This is a genomic window from Bacillus sp. NTK071, assembly GCF_017303315.1.
Lineage (GTDB): Bacteria > Bacillota > Bacilli > Bacillales > Guptibacillaceae > Guptibacillus.
On the sequence record NZ_JAFKOI010000001.1, the window covers coordinates 510,167 to 527,892 of the forward strand.

17 protein-coding genes are annotated in these 17,726 nt (G+C 39.1%); 12 read left to right on the forward strand and 5 right to left on the reverse strand.

Annotation, left to right across the window (positions count from 1 at the left end; genetic code table 11):
- The first annotated feature begins 13 nt into the window (after positions 1-13).
- The 5 genes from JI666_RS02690 (at position 14) to JI666_RS02710 (ending at position 5,475) form a co-directional block, all read left to right on the forward strand.
- A complete protein-coding gene (locus JI666_RS02690) occupies positions 14-943 on the forward strand; it encodes an ABC transporter permease (protein WP_206888669.1) in 930 nt (309 codons plus the stop codon).
- 1 nt (position 944) lies between these two features.
- Positions 945-1,892: an ABC transporter permease gene (locus tag JI666_RS02695; protein ID WP_206888671.1), complete on the forward strand. Its 948-nt coding sequence runs from the start codon at positions 945-947 to the stop codon at positions 1,890-1,892.
- A 38-nt stretch (positions 1,893-1,930) separates the two neighbouring features.
- Entirely contained in the window at positions 1,931-3,559 is a 1,629-nt protein-coding gene (locus JI666_RS02700; protein WP_206888673.1) for a peptide ABC transporter substrate-binding protein, read from the forward strand.
- A gap of 225 nt (positions 3,560-3,784) precedes the next feature.
- A complete protein-coding gene (locus tag JI666_RS02705; protein ID WP_206888676.1) occupies positions 3,785-4,693 on the forward strand; it encodes a C40 family peptidase in 909 nt (302 codons plus the stop codon).
- The gene (locus tag JI666_RS02710) at positions 4,693-5,475 is read left to right on the forward strand and encodes a serine hydrolase (RefSeq protein WP_206888678.1); all 783 of its coding nucleotides are present in this window, start codon (positions 4,693-4,695) and stop codon (positions 5,473-5,475) included. The genes JI666_RS02705 and JI666_RS02710 overlap by 1 nt, the downstream gene beginning before the upstream one ends.
- Positions 5,476-5,527: 52 nt before the next feature.
- Here the strand turns inward: JI666_RS02710 and JI666_RS02715 are convergent, their stop codons facing one another.
- Positions 5,528-6,022, reverse strand: coding sequence for a L,D-transpeptidase family protein (locus JI666_RS02715; RefSeq protein ID WP_414635120.1), 495 nt, complete (start codon positions 6,020-6,022; stop codon positions 5,528-5,530).
- A 37-nt stretch (positions 6,023-6,059) separates the two neighbouring features.
- Here JI666_RS02715 and JI666_RS02720 point away from each other — a divergent pair, with 37 nt between their 5' ends.
- The 7 genes from JI666_RS02720 to JI666_RS02750 all read left to right on the forward strand — a co-directional run bounded on the left by JI666_RS02720 (position 6,060) and on the right by JI666_RS02750 (position 12,525).
- Positions 6,060-6,575, forward strand: a complete 516-nt coding sequence (locus JI666_RS02720) for a metallophosphoesterase family protein (protein ID WP_211201404.1) — start codon at positions 6,060-6,062, stop codon at positions 6,573-6,575.
- Positions 6,576-6,688: 113 nt separating this feature from the next.
- The gene (locus JI666_RS02725; protein ID WP_206888680.1) at positions 6,689-8,191 is read left to right on the forward strand and encodes a phytoene desaturase family protein; all 1,503 of its coding nucleotides are present in this window, start codon (positions 6,689-6,691) and stop codon (positions 8,189-8,191) included.
- The gene (locus tag JI666_RS02730) at positions 8,188-9,624 is read left to right on the forward strand and encodes a phytoene desaturase family protein (RefSeq protein WP_206888681.1); all 1,437 of its coding nucleotides are present in this window, start codon (positions 8,188-8,190) and stop codon (positions 9,622-9,624) included. Before JI666_RS02725 ends, JI666_RS02730 begins: the two co-directional genes overlap by 4 nt.
- A 7-nt stretch (positions 9,625-9,631) precedes the next feature.
- Positions 9,632-10,468: a phytoene/squalene synthase family protein gene (locus JI666_RS02735; RefSeq protein ID WP_206888682.1), complete on the forward strand. Its 837-nt coding sequence runs from the start codon at positions 9,632-9,634 to the stop codon at positions 10,466-10,468.
- Between the two features lie 269 nt (positions 10,469-10,737).
- Positions 10,738-11,298, forward strand: coding sequence for a GNAT family N-acetyltransferase (locus JI666_RS02740; protein WP_206888684.1), 561 nt, complete (start codon positions 10,738-10,740; stop codon positions 11,296-11,298).
- A gap of 70 nt (positions 11,299-11,368) precedes the next feature.
- Complete coding sequence (locus tag JI666_RS02745; RefSeq protein ID WP_206888686.1) at positions 11,369-12,310, forward strand: alpha/beta hydrolase; 942 nt, start codon at positions 11,369-11,371, stop codon at positions 12,308-12,310.
- A 41-nt stretch (positions 12,311-12,351) separates the two neighbouring features.
- Positions 12,352-12,525: a hypothetical protein gene (locus tag JI666_RS02750; protein WP_206888689.1), complete on the forward strand. Its 174-nt coding sequence runs from the start codon at positions 12,352-12,354 to the stop codon at positions 12,523-12,525.
- Between the two features lie 225 nt (positions 12,526-12,750).
- Here the strand turns inward: JI666_RS02750 and JI666_RS02755 are convergent, their stop codons facing one another.
- The 4 genes from JI666_RS02755 to JI666_RS02770 are packed head-to-tail and all read right to left on the reverse strand — an operon-like array spanning position 12,751 to position 17,670.
- Positions 12,751-14,217: a phytoene desaturase family protein gene (locus tag JI666_RS02755; protein ID WP_206888691.1), complete on the reverse strand. Its 1,467-nt coding sequence runs from the start codon at positions 14,215-14,217 to the stop codon at positions 12,751-12,753.
- Positions 14,214-15,335 carry a glycosyltransferase family 2 protein gene (locus JI666_RS02760; protein ID WP_206888692.1) on the reverse strand — a complete coding sequence of 374 codons (1,122 nt, stop codon included), beginning with the start codon at positions 15,333-15,335 and terminating at the stop codon, positions 14,214-14,216. Before JI666_RS02760 ends, JI666_RS02755 begins: the two co-directional genes overlap by 4 nt.
- Positions 15,335-16,147 carry a carotenoid biosynthesis protein gene (locus JI666_RS02765; protein ID WP_206888693.1) on the reverse strand — a complete coding sequence of 271 codons (813 nt, stop codon included), beginning with the start codon at positions 16,145-16,147 and terminating at the stop codon, positions 15,335-15,337. The genes JI666_RS02760 and JI666_RS02765 overlap by 1 nt, the downstream gene beginning before the upstream one ends.
- Positions 16,148-16,164: 17 nt before the next feature.
- Positions 16,165-17,670, reverse strand: coding sequence for a phytoene desaturase family protein (locus JI666_RS02770; protein WP_206888694.1), 1,506 nt, complete (start codon positions 17,668-17,670; stop codon positions 16,165-16,167).
- Positions 17,671-17,726 lie beyond the last annotated feature (56 nt).

A 17,726-nucleotide genomic window follows, 5' to 3' on the forward strand; every position in this document is an offset into this window, starting at 1 on the left:
AGTAGGGATGCCTGTGGGGAAATATGTATTAAGTCGATTGTTCGCTATGGTGATTACATTGTGGATAATTGTTACCATTACATTTTTCTTAATGCATGCGGTTCCAGGATCACCATTTAACCAAGAAAGAAATACAAGTGAAGCGGTGCAACAAAATCTTGAAGCGCACTACCATTTAAATGAGCCCGTCTTTATTCAATATGTTATTTACATTAAATCACTTGCAACACTAGATTTTGGTCCTTCTATTAAACAATCATCTACATCAGTGAATGAAATGATTGGAAGAGGATTTCCTGTTTCAGCTGAGTTAGGTATTACATCTCTTTTGTTTGCGGTAATCTCAGGGGTTATCCTTGGTATTTTGGCCGCTCTTAAACACAACGGAGCAATTGATTACATAGCCATGACATTTGCTGTTATCGGCATTTCGGTCCCCAATTTTATTATGGCAACGCTACTTATTCAGCAACTAGCTGTTACGTGGGAGATATTCCCTGTAGCAACCTGGGCAACGCCGCTTCACATGATTTTGCCTTCAATTGCTCTAGCTACAGGGCCAATGGCGATTATTGCCAGGTTAACCCGATCGAGCATGATTGAAGTGCTTAATCAGGATTATATTCTAACTGCTCGAGCAAAAGGAATGACAACATTTCAAATCGTTACGAAACACGCGATGCGAAATGCGTTACTTCCTGTTATCACAATTCTTGGAACACTTGTAGCAGGTGTTCTAACTGGTAGCTTTGTAATTGAAAAAATCTTTGCGATACCAGGTATGGGGAAGTATTTCATTAATGGGATTAACGATCGGGATTATCCTGTCATTATGGGTACAACAGTATTTTATAGCGCCTTTTTAATTCTCATGCTTTTTATTGTAGATATTGCATACGGGATACTAGACCCGAGAATCAAGCTACATAAGAGGGGGAATTAAGATGGGCTTGCCAGAACAAAAAGAACCAAAGGTGCAGGCGCCAGACAATTTATTTGTTCCACTAAGAGAATCGTTACATGATGCAGAAATGATAGCGAAGCCTAGCATTTCTTATTGGAAGGATGCCTGGTTGCGACTTTCTAGAAACAAACTTTCCATGTCTGGCCTTGTTATGTTAATTCTACTCATCGTAATGGCGATCATTGGTCCTATGATTACACCTTACTCTTATGACCACCAAGTTCTAACAGAGGGGAATTTACCTCCTTCACTTGAGCATTGGTTTGGAACCGATAATCTTGGACGTGACATGTTTACAAGAACGTGGAATGGCGCACGGATTTCATTATTTGTTGGTTTCATGGCAGCCACCATTGACTTTATTATAGGAGTAGCTTATGGGGGTTTTTCAGGTTATAAAGGTGGCAGAGTGGATGACTTCATGATGAGAATCATTGAGATCCTCTACGGTCTTCCATATCTACTGATGGTAATTCTATTAATGGTAGTGATGGGACCAGGTCTATTCACGATCATTATTGCGTTAACTGTAACTGGTTGGGTCGGGATGGCGAGAATTGTTCGAGGTCAAGTGCTTCAATTGAAAAGTTCAGAGCACGTTCTTGCATCTCGTACATTTGGAGCGAGTGCCAGTCGCGTTATTCGTAAGAATTTGCTACCCAATACAATGGGACCAATCATTGTACAAATGACATTAACCGTGCCGACGGCTATTTTTGCAGAAGCATTTTTAAGCTTCTTGGGTCTTGGTGTTCAAGCCCCAGTTGCAAGCTGGGGAGTTATGGCTAATGATGGTTTATCTGTTATTTTATCAGGGCACTGGTGGAGATTATTCTTTCCTGCGTTTTTCATTTCATTAACGATGTTTGCGTTTAACGTACTAGGAGATGGGTTGCAAGATGCACTGGATCCTAAACTTCGTAGATAGCGCTTGAAATCTATTTATTATAATAAGGGGGAATTCAATTGAAAAAATTAGTAGTATTACTACTTTCGCTCGTACTTTTGTTAGGAATTGTAGGATGTACGACAACTGAAAACAGTTCATCTAACACAGGCTCCGGAAGTGATGAATCAAAGCAAGAAGGTAAGAAGATATTGAAGCTAAATAACGGTAGTGAACCAACTTCATTTGATCCGCCTATAGGATTTGATAGTGTTTCATGGAATGCATTGAACAATTTGATGGAAGGTATGACACGTCTTGATCAAGATGACAAACCGCAACCAGCAGCAGCTAAAGAGTGGGAGTTATCTAATGATGGTAAAACGTACACTTTTCATCTGCGTGAAGATGCTAAATGGTCAAATGGAGAGCCGGTAACAGCAGGTGATTTTGAATTCGCATGGAAGCGTCTTGCGAATCCGGATACTGCTTCTCCCGCAGCTTTTCTTGCTTATTTCATTGATGGTGCAGAAGCCTTTAATACTGGCGAGGGTACTGAAGAAGATATGATGGTAAAAGCGGTAGACGAATCGACGTTAGAAGTAACGCTTGAAAGCCCGGTGGCTTACTTCCCTAGTCTAGTTTCTAATCCTGCCTTTTTCCCTGTGCACAAGGAAACGGTCGAAGCGAATCCTGAATGGCATACTGAAGCAGATTCTTATGTAAGTAATGGGCCATTCAAGCTTACAAAATGGGATCACGAATCCGAATTTGTATTTAGTAAAAATGAGAATTATTGGGACTCTGCTAATGTGAAGTTGGATGAGGTTGATTGGGCAATGGTCGATGATACGAATACAGAATACCAGATGTACAAAACAGGAGAGCTTCATACATCTGATGTCCCAGCTGACTTAAGTGAAGACCTTTTCAAAGATGGCCAGGCTCAAGTAGAGGATCAATCTGGAACGTATTTCTACCGCTTTAATCTAGAAATGGAGCCTTTCCAGAATGAGAATATTCGTAAAGCCTTTGCGATGGCTGTTGATCAACAAAAAATCGTAGATTATGTTACAAAAAATGAAGAAAAACCAGCGCACGGCTTTGTTGCATATGGGTTTGAAGATGCTTCCGGAGGCGATTTTAGGGAAGTTGGAGGAGATCTTGTAACAACGGATGCAGACAAAGCGAAGGAGTTACTCAAAAAGGGGATGGAAGAAGAAGGGTATGATAAGCTCCCTAACATAACATTAACTTACAATACTGATGATTCTCACAAGAAAATAGCCGAAACACTTCAACAAATGTATAAGGAAGTGCTTGGTGTTAATGTAGATCTTGCTAATCAGGAATGGAATGTATTCTCAGATGAACAGAAGCAACTGAAACTGCAATTCTCACGTAGCTCATTCCTCGCAGATTATGGAGACCCTATTAATTTCCTTGAAAGTTTCCAAACAGGACACTCGATGAATCGAACGGGGTGGAGTAATGAAGAATTTGATGGTTTAATTAAACAGGCAAAAGAAGAAACGGATGAAGCCAAGCGTTTTGAGCTCATGCATGAAGCTGAAGCACTATTATTTGAAGAAATGCCTATTTTCCCAATTCATTTCTATAACCAGGTATACCTTCAAAATGAAGATGTGACAGGAATTGTTCGTCACCCTGTAGGTTATATGGAATTGAAGGATGCAGCTATTAAATAAGTCATTAGAGCCCGTCTTTCGAGAACGGGCTCTTTTTAATGGTGAAACTAATACAAATGATTACACTTTTAGCATTATATAGTGACTATGTGGGAAGCAACATGATTCAATGTCTCTTTTCTCAAGAAAGGGGCTATAGTTCTAAGGGAATCATTGATAGAATTATAGATGGAGCAAAAAGTCCTAATTGACTTAAAAGGCAGGCAAAACTGGGAGGGGCTATGATTGGAATTGATTCGTAAAACGATAGCGGTTACAACAGCAACACTATGGACTTCGCCAGAAAAAGCTCGACCAATTGATCAAGAAGCAATTACTAATCCAGTAAGGCTTGAGAACTGGCTTGAGAATCTTACATACTCACAAAGCCTTGAGTTATGCGATCACAACCATGTTCAATCACAGGTGCTGTATGGTGAAGAAGTAATTATTTTAGATGAACGAGTTAATTGGTCATATGTTCTCGTACCGTCACAGCCTTCATCAAAAGACGAACGTGGTTATCCTGGTTGGATTCCAACAGTTCAATTATCAGAAAGAGTACTTGAACATTATGATTCTAATATAACGGTTAACAAACACGGAGCAAGTCTTAAAACAATCAATGGTGAGATGGAACTTTCTATGAGCTTTCAAACCGTTCTACCATTGATTCAAGAACGTCAATCAGACTATCTTGTTTGGACTCCGCACGGTAAAGGAATCGTTAAGAAAGAAGATGCTGTGTTGCGTCCTTCTAAGACTCCGTTTGGGACAGGTGAAGATCTTGTACGTGAAGCAGAACGATTCATTGGTCTCCTATATCTCTGGGGAGGTATGTCATCATTCGGATATGACTGTTCGGGATTTAGCTACAATATGGCTAAAGCAATTGGATGTACCATTCCAAGGGATGCCCATGACCAATTCAATGGTGGGAAGGCAGTAAATGATGGAGATTGGGAGAAGGGAGATTTGCTTTTCTTCGCATACCAATATGGAAAGGGCTCTGTTCACCATGTAGGGATATATTACGGGGAAGGTAAAATGATCCATTCTCCAAGTACTGGCCGTTTCATTGAAATTACTCCTCTCAAAGGAACGCTTTATGAAGAAGAGCTTTGTGGAGTTCGTAGATATTGGGGGAACAGTTGATGAACTTTGGACAAGTATCCGGAAAAATTCTTGATTGCTTTCGTAGTCTTGAAGGGAATCAATCACTCTATGTATTAGCTCCTGATGGAGAGATTGCATTAAATGAAGATCAGCCAGTATCATCAGCAAGTATTGTTAAACTGGCGATTATGATTGCAGCATTAAGAAAATTAGATAATGGAGATCTCAATTTTAATACCGTCATACCTATTGAATCTAGTAATAAAGTGGAGGGAGCAGGCGTTATTTCTCTCCTTTCAAATGAATTACAGTGGACAGTGTCTGATCTGATTAAGCTTATGATCGTTTCGTCTGATAATACTGCTACGAATCAACTGATTGAATTACTAGGTGAAGCTGAAATTAACCATACGATGAAGTGTGCAGGCGCTTTTCATTCAAAGCTTATGAGAAAAATGATGGATCGGGAAGCCGTTAAAGTTGGTAGGGATAATATGATTAGCGGTAAAGATACCTACTTATTGCTAAACGAACTCGTTACGACGCATCTTTTATCTGAATCTTCAATGGAGTGGGGAATCACTGTTCTAATGCAGCAACAGTTGAAAGATAAGTTTCCATCAAAAATAGCCAAACTTCAAAACGATGTTCTTGCTCATAAAACGGGTGAACTTCCTGGAGTAGAGCATGATGCAGGAATATTGTTTACGTCGAAAGGACCAGTGATCTATGCGTTTCTAACAGCCGGTCTCATTGAAAATCGCTACGGTAGAGATGCGATATCTAATGCTGGTCGACTATTATACGATTACTACATGTAATTTGAAAAACCATACAAAAAACACCCCGGAACGGGGTGTTTTTTGTATAATTTTAAGGACCAATCGTTACGGATGTTCCAATTGGGATGGTTCTTGCTAGATCTTCTACATCCCTGTTATGCATTCGAATACACCCTCGAGATACATACTTGCCGATTGAAGAAGGATCATTTGTACCGTGGATACCATAATGGATTTTCGAAATACTCATCCACATTGTACCGAACGGACCTCCTGGATTTGGTGCCTTGTTAATGATAATAAAGTTACCTGATGGAGTATCGTGAAGCATACGTCCAACGCCAACAGGGTATACATTAATAACGGAGCCATTTTTTAGAAGTGAAAGAGTTCGGTTTTTGAGCGATACATAAATTGTATAAGGAAGAGTAGAGGGATCGAGGTACCCAGGGATATTAATTAGCTGACCTGGGTAAATCAGATTTGGATTCGCAAGTGAATTAGCTTGGATAATGGCTAATACAGGAACGCGATAATCGCCAGATATTGAACTTAGGGTCTCACCTGGTTTCACAATGTGTCTCACGTGCATACCCCCTGTAAATAATAGTAAGATGAAGGGAATGAAAGAAGTGAACGTAATTGTTTTGGGTGACACTCATATGCCACGTATGGCAAAGCAGCTTCCAGAACGTCTGCTTAATGAAATAAGAGCTGCTGATCTCATTATTCATGTAGGCGATTGGCAAACAAGAGATGTCTATGAACAATTGAAGCAATTTGCCCCTGTGAAAGGAGTCTACGGGAACGTTGACGAACCTTTTTTTTATGGTCACTTTAAAGACAAACTTGTGCTTAATCTTGCTGGGCATCGGATTGGTGTAACACATGGTCACGGCAAAGGTAAGACAACTGAGAAGAGGGCATTAGACCAATTTAGTAATCAAGATGTTGAACTGATTCTATTTGGTCATTCCCACATACCACTCCATAGAGAATATGAAGGAAGAGTTCTTTTTAATCCTGGATCACCAACAGATAAGAGAAGACAGTCTCATTATTCCTTTGGGAAGCTTACTCTTTTTAAGAATGAGCCCATTCAAATTGAGCATATTTTCTTTGTCGATAAGAAGCAATGAGACGTACAGCATTTCGCTTGTGCATAAATTGTTGAACAAAAAAGCCTCAGTATGTATAATGTTTGTATAACTTATGTGCGAAGTGGCATATGCGGATAGAAGGGAAGATCGTCATGACAACAACCAAACGAATTATTGTAATCGGGGCCGGGCCAGGAGGCTTAACTGCCGCAATGCTATTAGCAAGCAAAGGGTACTCAGTTTCTGTTTATGAGAAGCAGCCATTTGTAGGTGGCAGAACATCAGGATTTGAGCGTGATGGCTATAGATTTGATAGAGGACCTACCTTTCTTAATATGCCGCATATACTTGAAGAAATGTTTGAAGAAGCTGGACGAAGTGTCCATGATTATCTTGATTTAGTAGAAATTGATCCAATGTATGAACTGAAGTTTGATGACGTATCTTTCTATCCAACTAGAGATCAAGATGAGATGGTAAGAAGAATTGAGAAGACGTTTCCAGGTGATGGTGAAGGCTATCGAAGATTTATGAAGGAAGAAAAAGAGAAGTTTGAAGCATTGATGCCTATTTTACAGAACAAACATGATTCCCTGCTAGACTATGGGAGATGGCGTTTTGTAAAAGCTTTGCCAAAGCTTACTGTTACTGAGAGTGTCTATAAAAGATTAGCTAGTTATTTTGACGATGAACGTCTTCGCCTTTCTTTCACATTTCAAGCAAAGTATCTAGGAATGTCACCATGGGAATGTCCTGGAGCATTTACAATCCTTTCTTATATGGAGCATGCTTATGGGATTTTTCATCCAATTGGTGGACTCAATCAAATACCTGAGGCCATGGCAAGAGTAATTAAAGAAGATGGCGGAGAGATTCATACTGGTAAAGGGGTGAAACAGCTTATACTTGATGGAAAAACAGTTGTGGGTGTAGAACTAGAAGATGGTACCACTGATTATGCAGATGAAGTTATCATTAATGCTGATTTTGCGCATGCTGTAAATCACCTCATTCCATCTGGCACGGTGAAAAAGTACACCCCTGAGAAGATGGAGAAGAAGAAGTATTCATGCTCAGCATTTATGCTTTATCTAGGAGTCAATAAAACCTATGATTTATCACATCACTCCATTGTCTTTTCTTCTGATTATAAAAAAAATGTAGAAGAGCTTACGAAGCAGAAAATGCTTTCGGACGATCCATCTATTTATATACAAAATGCCTCTGTAACGGATAAAACACTTGCACCTGAAGGCAAATCTTCCATTTATATTTTAGCACCAGTTCCAAATAATTTTAGTTTAATTGATTGGGAGAAACACAAAGAGGATTTTAGGAGACTCGTTCTAGATCAGATCAAGAAGAAAACAGGCTTTACCGATCTTGAAGAACATATTGAAGTTGAAGAAATGTACACCCCAACTGATTGGGAAACGGATATGAATGTTTATAAGGGTGCTACGTTTAACCTTGCACATAATCTTCCACAAATGATGTATTTTAGACCACCTAACCAATTTAAAGAGCTGAATCAATGTTGGCTTGTTGGAGGGGGAACACACCCAGGGAGCGGTCTCCCAACGATCATGGAATCTGCTCGCATAACAAGTAGAATGTTGCACGAGCAACCTGCATTAACGAGGTCTGAAACATGAGTATCGGTATAGTAGGTGGAGGAATTGGCGGAATGTTCTCAGCCCTTTTTCTTGCTCAAAAAGGGTACGACGTAACGATTCATGAAAAATCATCATCGCTTGGGGGTAGACTTTCTTTCGTTGAAAGAGAAGGGTTCAAAATTGATAAAGGGCCAACCATCGTTTTACTTCCAGGCATGATTTATGAATTCCTTGATAAAGCTGGGATTCCAAGAGATGAAGTCGAGATGGTGCGCTGCGACCCCCTTTATCGAATGATCTATCCTGATGGCACTACATTTACTAAAACGAGTGATGTTGACAAACAGCTTAAGGAAATCAGTCGTGTTTTTCCAGGTGAGGAAAAACACTTTTTATCCTATCTAAATGACATGCGTGTGCGGTTTACAAAAGGGAAAGCGGCTTTTCTAGAACAGTCCTTCGTCAAAAGAAAAGACTTCTTTACCCCAAAGAACATTAAGTTATTACTTGAGCTTAAAGCGTATCAATCTGTTCAGTCTCAAGTAGGAGATTACTTTACAAACACACGAATGCAAGATGCTTTCTCCCTTCAAACGTTATACATCGGAGGGGAACCATCAGCTTCACCAGCGCTTTATTCACTTGTTCCGTTTAGTGAGTACGAGCATGGCATTTGGTATATAAAAGGTGGATATGCTAGTTTAATATCTGTTTTAGAAAAGCATTTGCGCATCCAAAACGTAACAGTTCATTTAGAGTCTTCTGTGGAAGAGCTTCTAATAGAAGGCAACACCTGTAAAGGAATACGCACAACAGATGGCGAACATTATTACAACAAAGTAGTGTACAATGGAGATTTCCCGTTAATAAACCAATTAATCAAAGGTAAAAAGTCTTCTAAAAAGAAATATAAGGCTTCATCTGGCTGTTTACTTCTTTACATGGGTCTTAATCGTGTTTATGAAGAGGCGGATGTTCATCAATTCTTTATGACAGACGATTTTTCAACGCATATGAATGACGTATTTAAAAGCGGTAAACTGACGGATCAACCTGCTGTTTATACATTTCACCCCTCACGAATTGATGATTCGCTAGCTCCTCCTGGTAAGGGAGTGCTATACGTTCTAATTCCTGTGCCTTCAGGGGAATCAATTGATTGGAATGATAAAGAAGAGGTAGCCAATCGAATGATTCAATTATTGGATAATCGAGGATTTCCTAATTTGAAAGAATCAATTGAATGGTTAGAGATTCGGACACCTAGTGATGCCGAAAAAGAAGGACTTTACCAAGGTGGCAGTTTCGGGATTGCTCCTACACTTACACAGTCTGGTGCTTTTCGGCCACAGGTTAAGCCGTTTAAATATAATAATCTCTATGCAGTTGGGGCTTCCATTCATCCTGGTGGAGGAATACCGATCGTTATACAGGGAGCAGAACTTCTAGTGAAAGAAATCGAAAGGGAGTGAGCGAAAGATGCTGGAACAAGCTTATAATCACTGTGAAGCAATCATTAAACATCATTCTAAAACATTTTACAAAGCTTTTTCCTTATTACCTCCTACAAAGCGAAAGGCCGTTTGGGCTGTCTATGGTTTCTGTAGGCAGGTAGATGATATTGTCGATGAAGGCACAGATCCAGAAGCAGAACTAACTGTCTTTCGCGCTCAATTTGCCTCTTTTCTTAATGGACAAGTACCAGATACAGATCCAATGTGGCTAGCCCTTGAAGATGTATTTCAGAAGTTCCCAATGGAACCAGAAGCTTTTCATGATATGATTGCAGGTCAGGAAATGGATCTTTATAAAACGAAATATTATACTTTAGATGAACTTGAGCACTATTCCTATCATGTAGCAAGTACAGTCGGGTTGATGCTCCTACCCATTCTTGCTCCTAAGAAAGTAGACAAATTGAGAGAAAGTGCAATTGCTCTAGGTCTAGGAATGCAAATTACGAACATTCTCCGTGATATATCAGAAGACCTTGAAAGACAGAGGATTTATCTACCTATAGATGAAATGATTGCTTCAGGGTATATGGTCGATGATTTACTTAACCATCGTTTAACAGAAGAGTTCATTGAAGTTTGGGAAAGGTTAGCGATGAGAGCGGAAACTCATTATGAAAAGGCTCTCTCCGCGATGCATCACTATCCACTCGATGCTCGTTTACCTGTTAAAAGCTCTGCCGTCTTTTACCGCGCAATTCTAAAGTCGATCCGAAAAAAAGGCTATAACATTTTTGAACAGCGTGCGTTTGTAACTGATAAAGAAAAAGAAGAATTATTGTCTGCAATAGCAGGGAATTAATTAATCGCTTCCTCACTTAGGGAGCGTTTTTTTATTGAATAATTAGACCGGTAAGGCAAGAAGTTGTTGAGAAAATGGTTGCTGTTTGAAATAATTGTCATTGTACTAAAACAAAAAGTAATGGAGGCGGCATTCATAGTCCATTGGAGCTTTTGATCGGCGCGTTTCGTATGAATTGAAGAGTGAAATGGACAAGAATGTAGCCTGCAGTACTAAAACATTACGTAAATGGAAGACAGAAAGAAATGATACATAAGGTGGGGACAATTTTGATAACGATATCTAAAGACAAAATTATGTTAAGAGAAGCGACCTGGAATGATATTAACGAACTTTACTATTGGAAATACGAGGAGAAAGAACAAGAAGCGAAGAAGTGGAATGGTCCTTACATTCCTGAAAGGAAGATAACGAGAAGAGAGTATCGAAGATCGTGGGAGCATAATAATGAAATTCTACCTGGTATTCCCGATACTCTTGTCATATTAGCAGGAGACCATGTGATTGGAACTGTTGGCTCTTATTGGGTGGATCGAAATACAAATTGGCTTGAAACAGGAATTGTGATTTACGACAAACAATATTGGAATGGTGGGTACGGTTCAGAAGCATACAGAGTATGGATTGATTTTCTCTTCCGTTCAACAACTCTTCACCGTCTTGGGATGTCCACCTGGTCTGGAAATCATCGAATGATGAAGGTGGCAGAGAAACTTGGAATGAAAGAAGAAGCGAGAATAAGAGATGCAAGAATGGTAGATGGAGAGTACTATGATGCTATCAAAATGGGAATGCTGCGTAAAGAATGGGAGATTCTTAATAAATCGTAATGTGATAGTGTTTTTATACATCATATATGACATGATAGATAACGAGAGATTAGATAACCTGGAGGAATTTATGGAAAATATGACGTATACACATTTATTAAATGAAACGATTGCTATTTATGATAAGAGCGGTAGTCTAAAAGCTTATCAGTTTATGAAAGAAAATGCTGATGAAGTAGAAGGAAATCAGGCACAAATTTTTAATTTTAAATATGCCTTAGCAGCGGCTTCAGGTCTAGAACAAGAAGCACTTGATACAATGAAAGAAGCAGTCATTGATCGTGGATATTGGTACGCCTATGACTATTTACAATCAGATGATGATTTAAACTCTCTTCGTAAATTTGATGAATTTCAAGAGTTGGTAGTTCTTTGTAAAAGGCGAGAACAAGAAGCAATAGAAGAGACAAGTGCACAACTAATCATCGAAGGAGGCTCTAATAACAAGCGACCATTATTGATGGCACTTCATGGTGATCAGGAAAATGCAGATATGACCCTAAGAGCTTGGAATAGTGCCATTACTGAAGGATATACACTAGCTCTTCCTCAATCCTCACAAATTCAATTTACAGATGCGTATGAATGGGAAGATGTTGAAAAAGGTGTAGAAGAAGTCTCGGAACACGTTCAGAACCTTAGCAGCAGAACTGATCTTATGATAGAGGATATGGTTATCGGCGGATTTTCAGCAGGATGCCGAGTAGCACTGAAAGCGCTAATGAATAAGCGTTTTTCTGTGAAAGGTTTTCTCTTTGTTGCACCATGGCTTCCGGATATAGAGGAGTGGAGTAGTGCTCTAGATCATTTGAAAGGCGAGAATGTGAGAGGTTATATACTATGTGGTGATCAAGATGAAGACTGTCTAGACGGTTCTCGAAAGCTATCAGAATTGTTGGAAAAGAAAGGGATTCAACATGAATTGAGAATTATTCAAAACCTTGATCACGAATATCCTGAGGAATTTAATGAAGAATTAGCAAAAGCTCTTACGTTCATTAACAAAAACTAGAGTTTCTTATAAGACTACTTAAGGTATAGGGTGATGACTGGATGAAAGAACTGGTAGGAGAATGTGCAAATTGTCATAAGCCAATTTATTGTTTAGATGGTTTCTTAGATGGTGTTATTTCTGATAATCGGACACTTTATTGTTTTTCCTGTAATGGAGTTACTAATAGAGTTAATCCTGATAAAGATAGTAATAGTAGCGAGACAGAAAGTTAGGTGTTAACCTACTTACTTAAAAATTGGGCTCCATTTGCTTTAGGAATAATGATTTTAATCCCATTACTCGATATATTGGAGCGTAAACCAATTAATTTGGAGGTTGCCATTTGTATGAGTATAGGTGCTTTATTTGGCTTTATGATGAAATGGTATTACAAAAAGGGTAAGGAAAAAAGCAAGGACCATTAACACGTCTGTGTAATGGTCCTTGCTTTTTTGTAACTATGCATCTCGTTCAATAATCTTCTCCGCCACATTTTTCCCACTAATAACAACCATCGGAGAACCCCCGCCAGGGTGTGTACTACCGCCTGCGAAATAGAGATTAGCTATATCCTTTGATTGATTGGATGGGCGTAAAAAGCTGTTTTTTAGAGAGTTGGATGAGATGCCATACAGTGCGCCTCTAAATGCATGAAAACGCTCCTTAATTTCTTTCGGACCAATCACTTTTTCTTCTACTAAATACTTCCGAATAGGGAGACCACGAGCTTCTAATTTGTCGTATATGATTGTTTTATACTCATCCTCTGAAATGCTGTTGTCTGTTGAGATTGGTGGAGCATTTACCAGGATAAAGAGATTGTCTCCGTCTGGAGAAACAGATGGATCAGTATAGGAAGAATTTGAGATATAAATCGTTGGGTCTTGAGCCCACTTTCCATCAAAAAGCGTTTCAAATTCCTCAGTGTAATTTCTAGAAAAATAGACTTGATGATGACAGAGGTTTTCGAGTCGAGTTGAAAGACCTGCCATAATAACAAAAGCTGAAATAGATGGGGGAGAGCTCTCAATTTTTTTGTTTCGCATAGATGGACGATGCTTTTCGTTTACAAGTGTTGGATATGATTGAAGTAAGTCTCCGTTGATGACAACGTGGTCTACAGGCAGAACAAACCCGTCTACTGTTTCAACTTTCTTTGCTTCTTTACCTTCAATATGTACTTGTTTCACTTGCGTATTTAAATGAAAGTTCACCCCAAGTTGCTTAGCAGCACGCTCCAATCCTTCAGCGAGTCTAGTGTTACCGCCTTTAACGTAATAAACGCCTTGCACCATCTCTAAATATCCAATCATCGCAAAAGTGGCTGGAGACAAATAAGGCGATGATCCGATATAAGTAGAGTAGCGATTAAATGCTTTTAATAGAAGCGGGTGTTTAAAGAAGCGTTCGTGAAAGTGATTCATTTTCTCAAGTGGTCTAACTCTTAGTACTGCGTTAAAAAGTCCAGGTGATAAATAATCGCCTGGGGAAGTAAACATTTTCGGAAAGAACGAATGCTTTGATAACAAGTAAAGACGCTCGATTTCACGCAAATAAGCTGGATAATGTTCTGCAGCAAAGGGATCAAGCTTATTAAGCTGGTTAATCATATCTTCTTTATTTGTGCTCATCATAAATGACTCACCATTGTAGTCAACGTTGCGCGTGTGCTGATCAATCCGAGTCCAGTCAAAAAAATCACGAGGGTTGAGATTAGCCTCTTCAAATACACGATCGAATACTTCAGGCATCGTCATTGTGTTAGGTCCGAAGTCAAAGTGGTAGGAACCCATATTTACAGGCATCATTTTCCCGCCAGTATGAGCGTTTTTTTCAAATACATGTACATCATAGCCGTTGCTTGCGAGTTTAATAGAAGCTGATAGTCCGCCAAGACCTGCTCCGATAATTGCGATTGTTTTCATGAGTAGGTCCGCCCTTTCCAAACATAACCTTTACCCTTTAATCCTATACGCATGGAATGAATCAGTAGAATCATAAAAGCTAGCGCACTTAACGGCATAAAGAAAGATAAGGAAATAACTTGCTTCGTTCTAAAATCTACCCATGCTTTTTGTAGAACAGTCAAAAGGTAGGGATAGAACAATTCTAGTTGTAAGGTTCCATTAGCAAGCTTATAAAACCCAATAATTAATAAGATTAGTGGAGTAACATAAAAAATCCCATAGAAGCAAAATAGGACCGAGACGAGAAAGCGGGATCGTCCAAGGCCTGGAAACAGGTTCTTTGTAAATCCTTTCCACACTTCAAGGTTTGAGTGATACATATAACATGTTGCGTAGTTTGTTACATTTGCGAGTATCGCTCGATAGCCATGCTTTTTAAATGTTCTCGTTAAATCTACGTCATCAAGTAACGTGTTGTAAATCCCTTTGTGTCCACCAATGGTTTGATAGGCTTCATTTTTTACCATCATAAAAGCACCATGGGCGGCAGTAAATGAAGGGAGTGTGGTCCAGTTGGCTGGAGCTAAAGGTAGGTGAAAATGAACAACAAAGTGCTGTAGAGGCACTAGAAGTTTTTCGAGCCAAAGCTTTACTGGAAATGATGGAAACCCGGTTAACATAGCTGCTTTTCGCTTCTTCATTAAGGAAAGCGTTGATTGAACAACACCAGGTGCAAGTCTTAAATCGGCATCAATAAATAAGAGATAAGCACCTTTTGATTCTAAACTTAGTTGGTGGCAGGCATGTACTTTTCCAGTCCAGCCCGCAGGTAATTCCTTGCCTTCCATAATAGTGAATCGATCATCACTAATTGTCGTCATTTGAAGCAATTCCATTGTGTTATCTGTGGAATGGTCATCCAGAAGTATGATTTCTAGATTTGGATATGTAAGTTCTTTTAGAGACTTAACAAGATTAACAACATTACCCTTTTCATTACGAAGAGGGATAAGGATGGAAACAAGTTCATCCTTATCCCCCTGTGTGGTAGAATTTTTTAGGGGTGGCATAAATAACGAGTTGACGATTGTCCAAGCAACAAAACCAGTAAGAATCCATAGGTAGATTATTAGCATCAGAGTAGCACCTCTTCAGTTGTAGCCAATACTTTTTGTTTCGTGCTAGCTCGATAAGCAAAGAGTAGTAAATAGGCTGGTATTCCAGTAAGGAAAAATGCAAGCCATAGCCCATCAAGAAGAGCAAGAAAGATAAACATTCCCATTACCATACCGAACAAAGCAGCCATTCGATTTTTCCAGAGTTGAAAGGCTTTCTTTCTTTTCACTTTATTATTCATATAGATTGGATAGAGAAGGATGTGAAAGAAAAGTGATACCCAGAACCAACCTGAGAAGTTCTGTAATGGTACACTATAATAGAAGCTATCACCTTCCCACCCCCAATATCCTTTAACCAGATATGCAACTGGGTCAATAATTAAATCAATTAATACAGCAATCATTGCACCAAGTAATGAATAAGTTATCCATTTCATGATGGAAGGTTTAATCTTACTGACTAGTTCCATAGATAGTACATGAGTGACCGCTATAACCATTACCCAGGCGAATCCAATCCCAATTGGAACGTCAACTAATTTATAGCCGAAATCACCTGAGTAATCATATTTTCCAAAAATCCAACCATAATGAACGCCCAATCCTTCAGCGACCATACTAAATAAGAAGATAAAAGTAGTGATTGCTAATCCTTTATTTAATTCAAAGGTTCGAATGAAATAAAATCCTCCTAGAATACCACAAAGAATTAAGAAGAATGCATTGGCCCATTCGAGTATGGGGGGGAGCAGATCAAATCCTACTAGAATTAATCCGCAGCAATACCAAAAAACAAATAATCGAAATATTAAATTGTCCAATTTCATCATGCAGTGAAGATCCTTTCTCAGCCAGTTTGTTCGTCTTTCAGTTTCTGATCTTCAGCAATTAAGTCTGCAGTTAATTGTCCGGATAGAGTTACCATTGGAACGCCACCACCAGGGTGAGTAGATCCACCTACAAAATACAGATTATCAACAAGAGAGCTTCTAGAAGGAATTTTAAATCCGCCATTCACTTTACGATCAGTAGCAACACCATAAATCGACCCACCATTTGAACCGTATAGATCACGAATATCATCAGGAATAAATTGGTACTCAAATTCAATTGATTCACGAAGACCTGTCATGCCCATTCGTTCAAGTTTATCAAGCACAATTTCGCGGTATTTGCCACGGTATTGTTCAAAACTTTCACCTGGTTGAAGTGGTGGAACGTGAGTAAGTACAAATAGGTTTTCTTTTCCTGCAGGGGCTTGAGATGGATCAGACTTAGAAGAAACACCAATGTAAACAGTCGGATCATCCGCTGGAATACCTTCATCAAAAATTTGCTTAAACTCGAGCTCTGGATCTTTTGAGAAGAAGAAGTTGTGATGTTCTAAGTGATCAAATGTTTTGTTGACACCTAGCAATAAGACCAATCCTGAAACAGTTGGCGTATATTTCTTAAGATCATTTTTCACTTTTTCAGCGCCTGGTTCACCTTTTAATAGCGTTTCGTGAGCAGGAATTCCTTCAAGGTTACTAACAATTAAATCAGCTTCCATTATATGTCCACTTGCTAATTTAACGCCAGCTGCTTTTTTATTTACTGTTAGAATTTCAGCAACTTCAGTGTTTACTTGAACATCTACACCAAGTTCATCTAGTAGCTTAAGCATGCCTTCAGCGATGTTGTACATCCCGCCTTCTACATAATAAATGCCAAGTCCGAGCTGTACATAGACAAGCTGTGAAAGAATAGCAGGTGAGTGATATGGAGAAGATCCGATATACATAATGAAGAAATTAAATAATTGCTGTAGATGTTTATCATCTAAATACTTCTCAGTAGCTTGATTCATTGATTTCATAGGATTCATGGTGAGAAGATCTTTAAATGTATGTAGCTTTTGCAAATCCTGAATACCCGATAAGCTTTTTTTGTAGAAGCTCTTTAAACTTAAATCAAACATCGTCTTACAATAGTCTAAATAGGAGAGGAAATTGGAGTAATCTTTTTCTGAGCGTTTGTGAACTTCAGATAACATAACGGCAATATCACTCGTTACGTCTATCTGTGCACCATCTTCAAAGAAGGTTCTCCATTGTGGTTCGATCCGTTTGATTGTCATATAATCGCTCACATTTCGACCAGCACTATTAAAGAGCTTCTCTAGTACCCACGGCATTGTTAATATGGAAGGACCTGTGTCGAATTTGAATCCTTGACCGGACCGCTTGTTTAACTTACCACCAGCACGTTCGTTTTTCTCAAGAATTGTTACATCATGTCCATCGGCAGCAAGGCGAATAGCTGCTGAGAGCCCACCTAAACCGGCGCCGATTACGATTGTTTTTTTTCCCATTCCTTCTCCTCCTTCTTCATTTGAAAGTCATTCTTCGACTTTTGATCACTGTCATT

Bases quoted from the DNA above. Each gene is read 5' to 3' on its own strand.
- JI666_RS02745 (WP_206888686.1), top strand. From the start codon at position 11,369: ATGGAAAATATGACGTATACACATTTATTAAATGAAACGATTGCTATT.
- JI666_RS02710 (WP_206888678.1), top strand. From the start codon at position 4,693: ATGAACTTTGGACAAGTATCCGGAAAAATTCTTGATTGCTTTCGTAGT.
- JI666_RS02760 (WP_206888692.1), bottom strand. From the start codon at position 15,335: ATGCTAATAATCTACCTATGGATTCTTACTGGTTTTGTTGCTTGGACA.
- JI666_RS02720 (WP_211201404.1), top strand. From the start codon at position 6,060: ATGAAAGAAGTGAACGTAATTGTTTTGGGTGACACTCATATGCCACGT.
- JI666_RS02695 (WP_206888671.1), top strand. From the start codon at position 945: ATGGGCTTGCCAGAACAAAAAGAACCAAAGGTGCAGGCGCCAGACAAT.
- JI666_RS02770 (WP_206888694.1), bottom strand. From the start codon at position 17,670: ATGGGAAAAAAAACAATCGTAATCGGCGCCGGTTTAGGTGGGCTCTCA.
- JI666_RS02750 (WP_206888689.1), top strand. From the start codon at position 12,352: ATGAAAGAACTGGTAGGAGAATGTGCAAATTGTCATAAGCCAATTTAT.
- JI666_RS02725 (WP_206888680.1), top strand. From the start codon at position 6,689: ATGACAACAACCAAACGAATTATTGTAATCGGGGCCGGGCCAGGAGGC.
- JI666_RS02730 (WP_206888681.1), top strand. From the start codon at position 8,188: ATGAGTATCGGTATAGTAGGTGGAGGAATTGGCGGAATGTTCTCAGCC.
- JI666_RS02765 (WP_206888693.1), bottom strand. From the start codon at position 16,147: ATGATGAAATTGGACAATTTAATATTTCGATTATTTGTTTTTTGGTAT.
- JI666_RS02735 (WP_206888682.1), top strand. From the start codon at position 9,632: ATGCTGGAACAAGCTTATAATCACTGTGAAGCAATCATTAAACATCAT.
- JI666_RS02755 (WP_206888691.1), bottom strand. From the start codon at position 14,217: ATGAAAACAATCGCAATTATCGGAGCAGGTCTTGGCGGACTATCAGCT.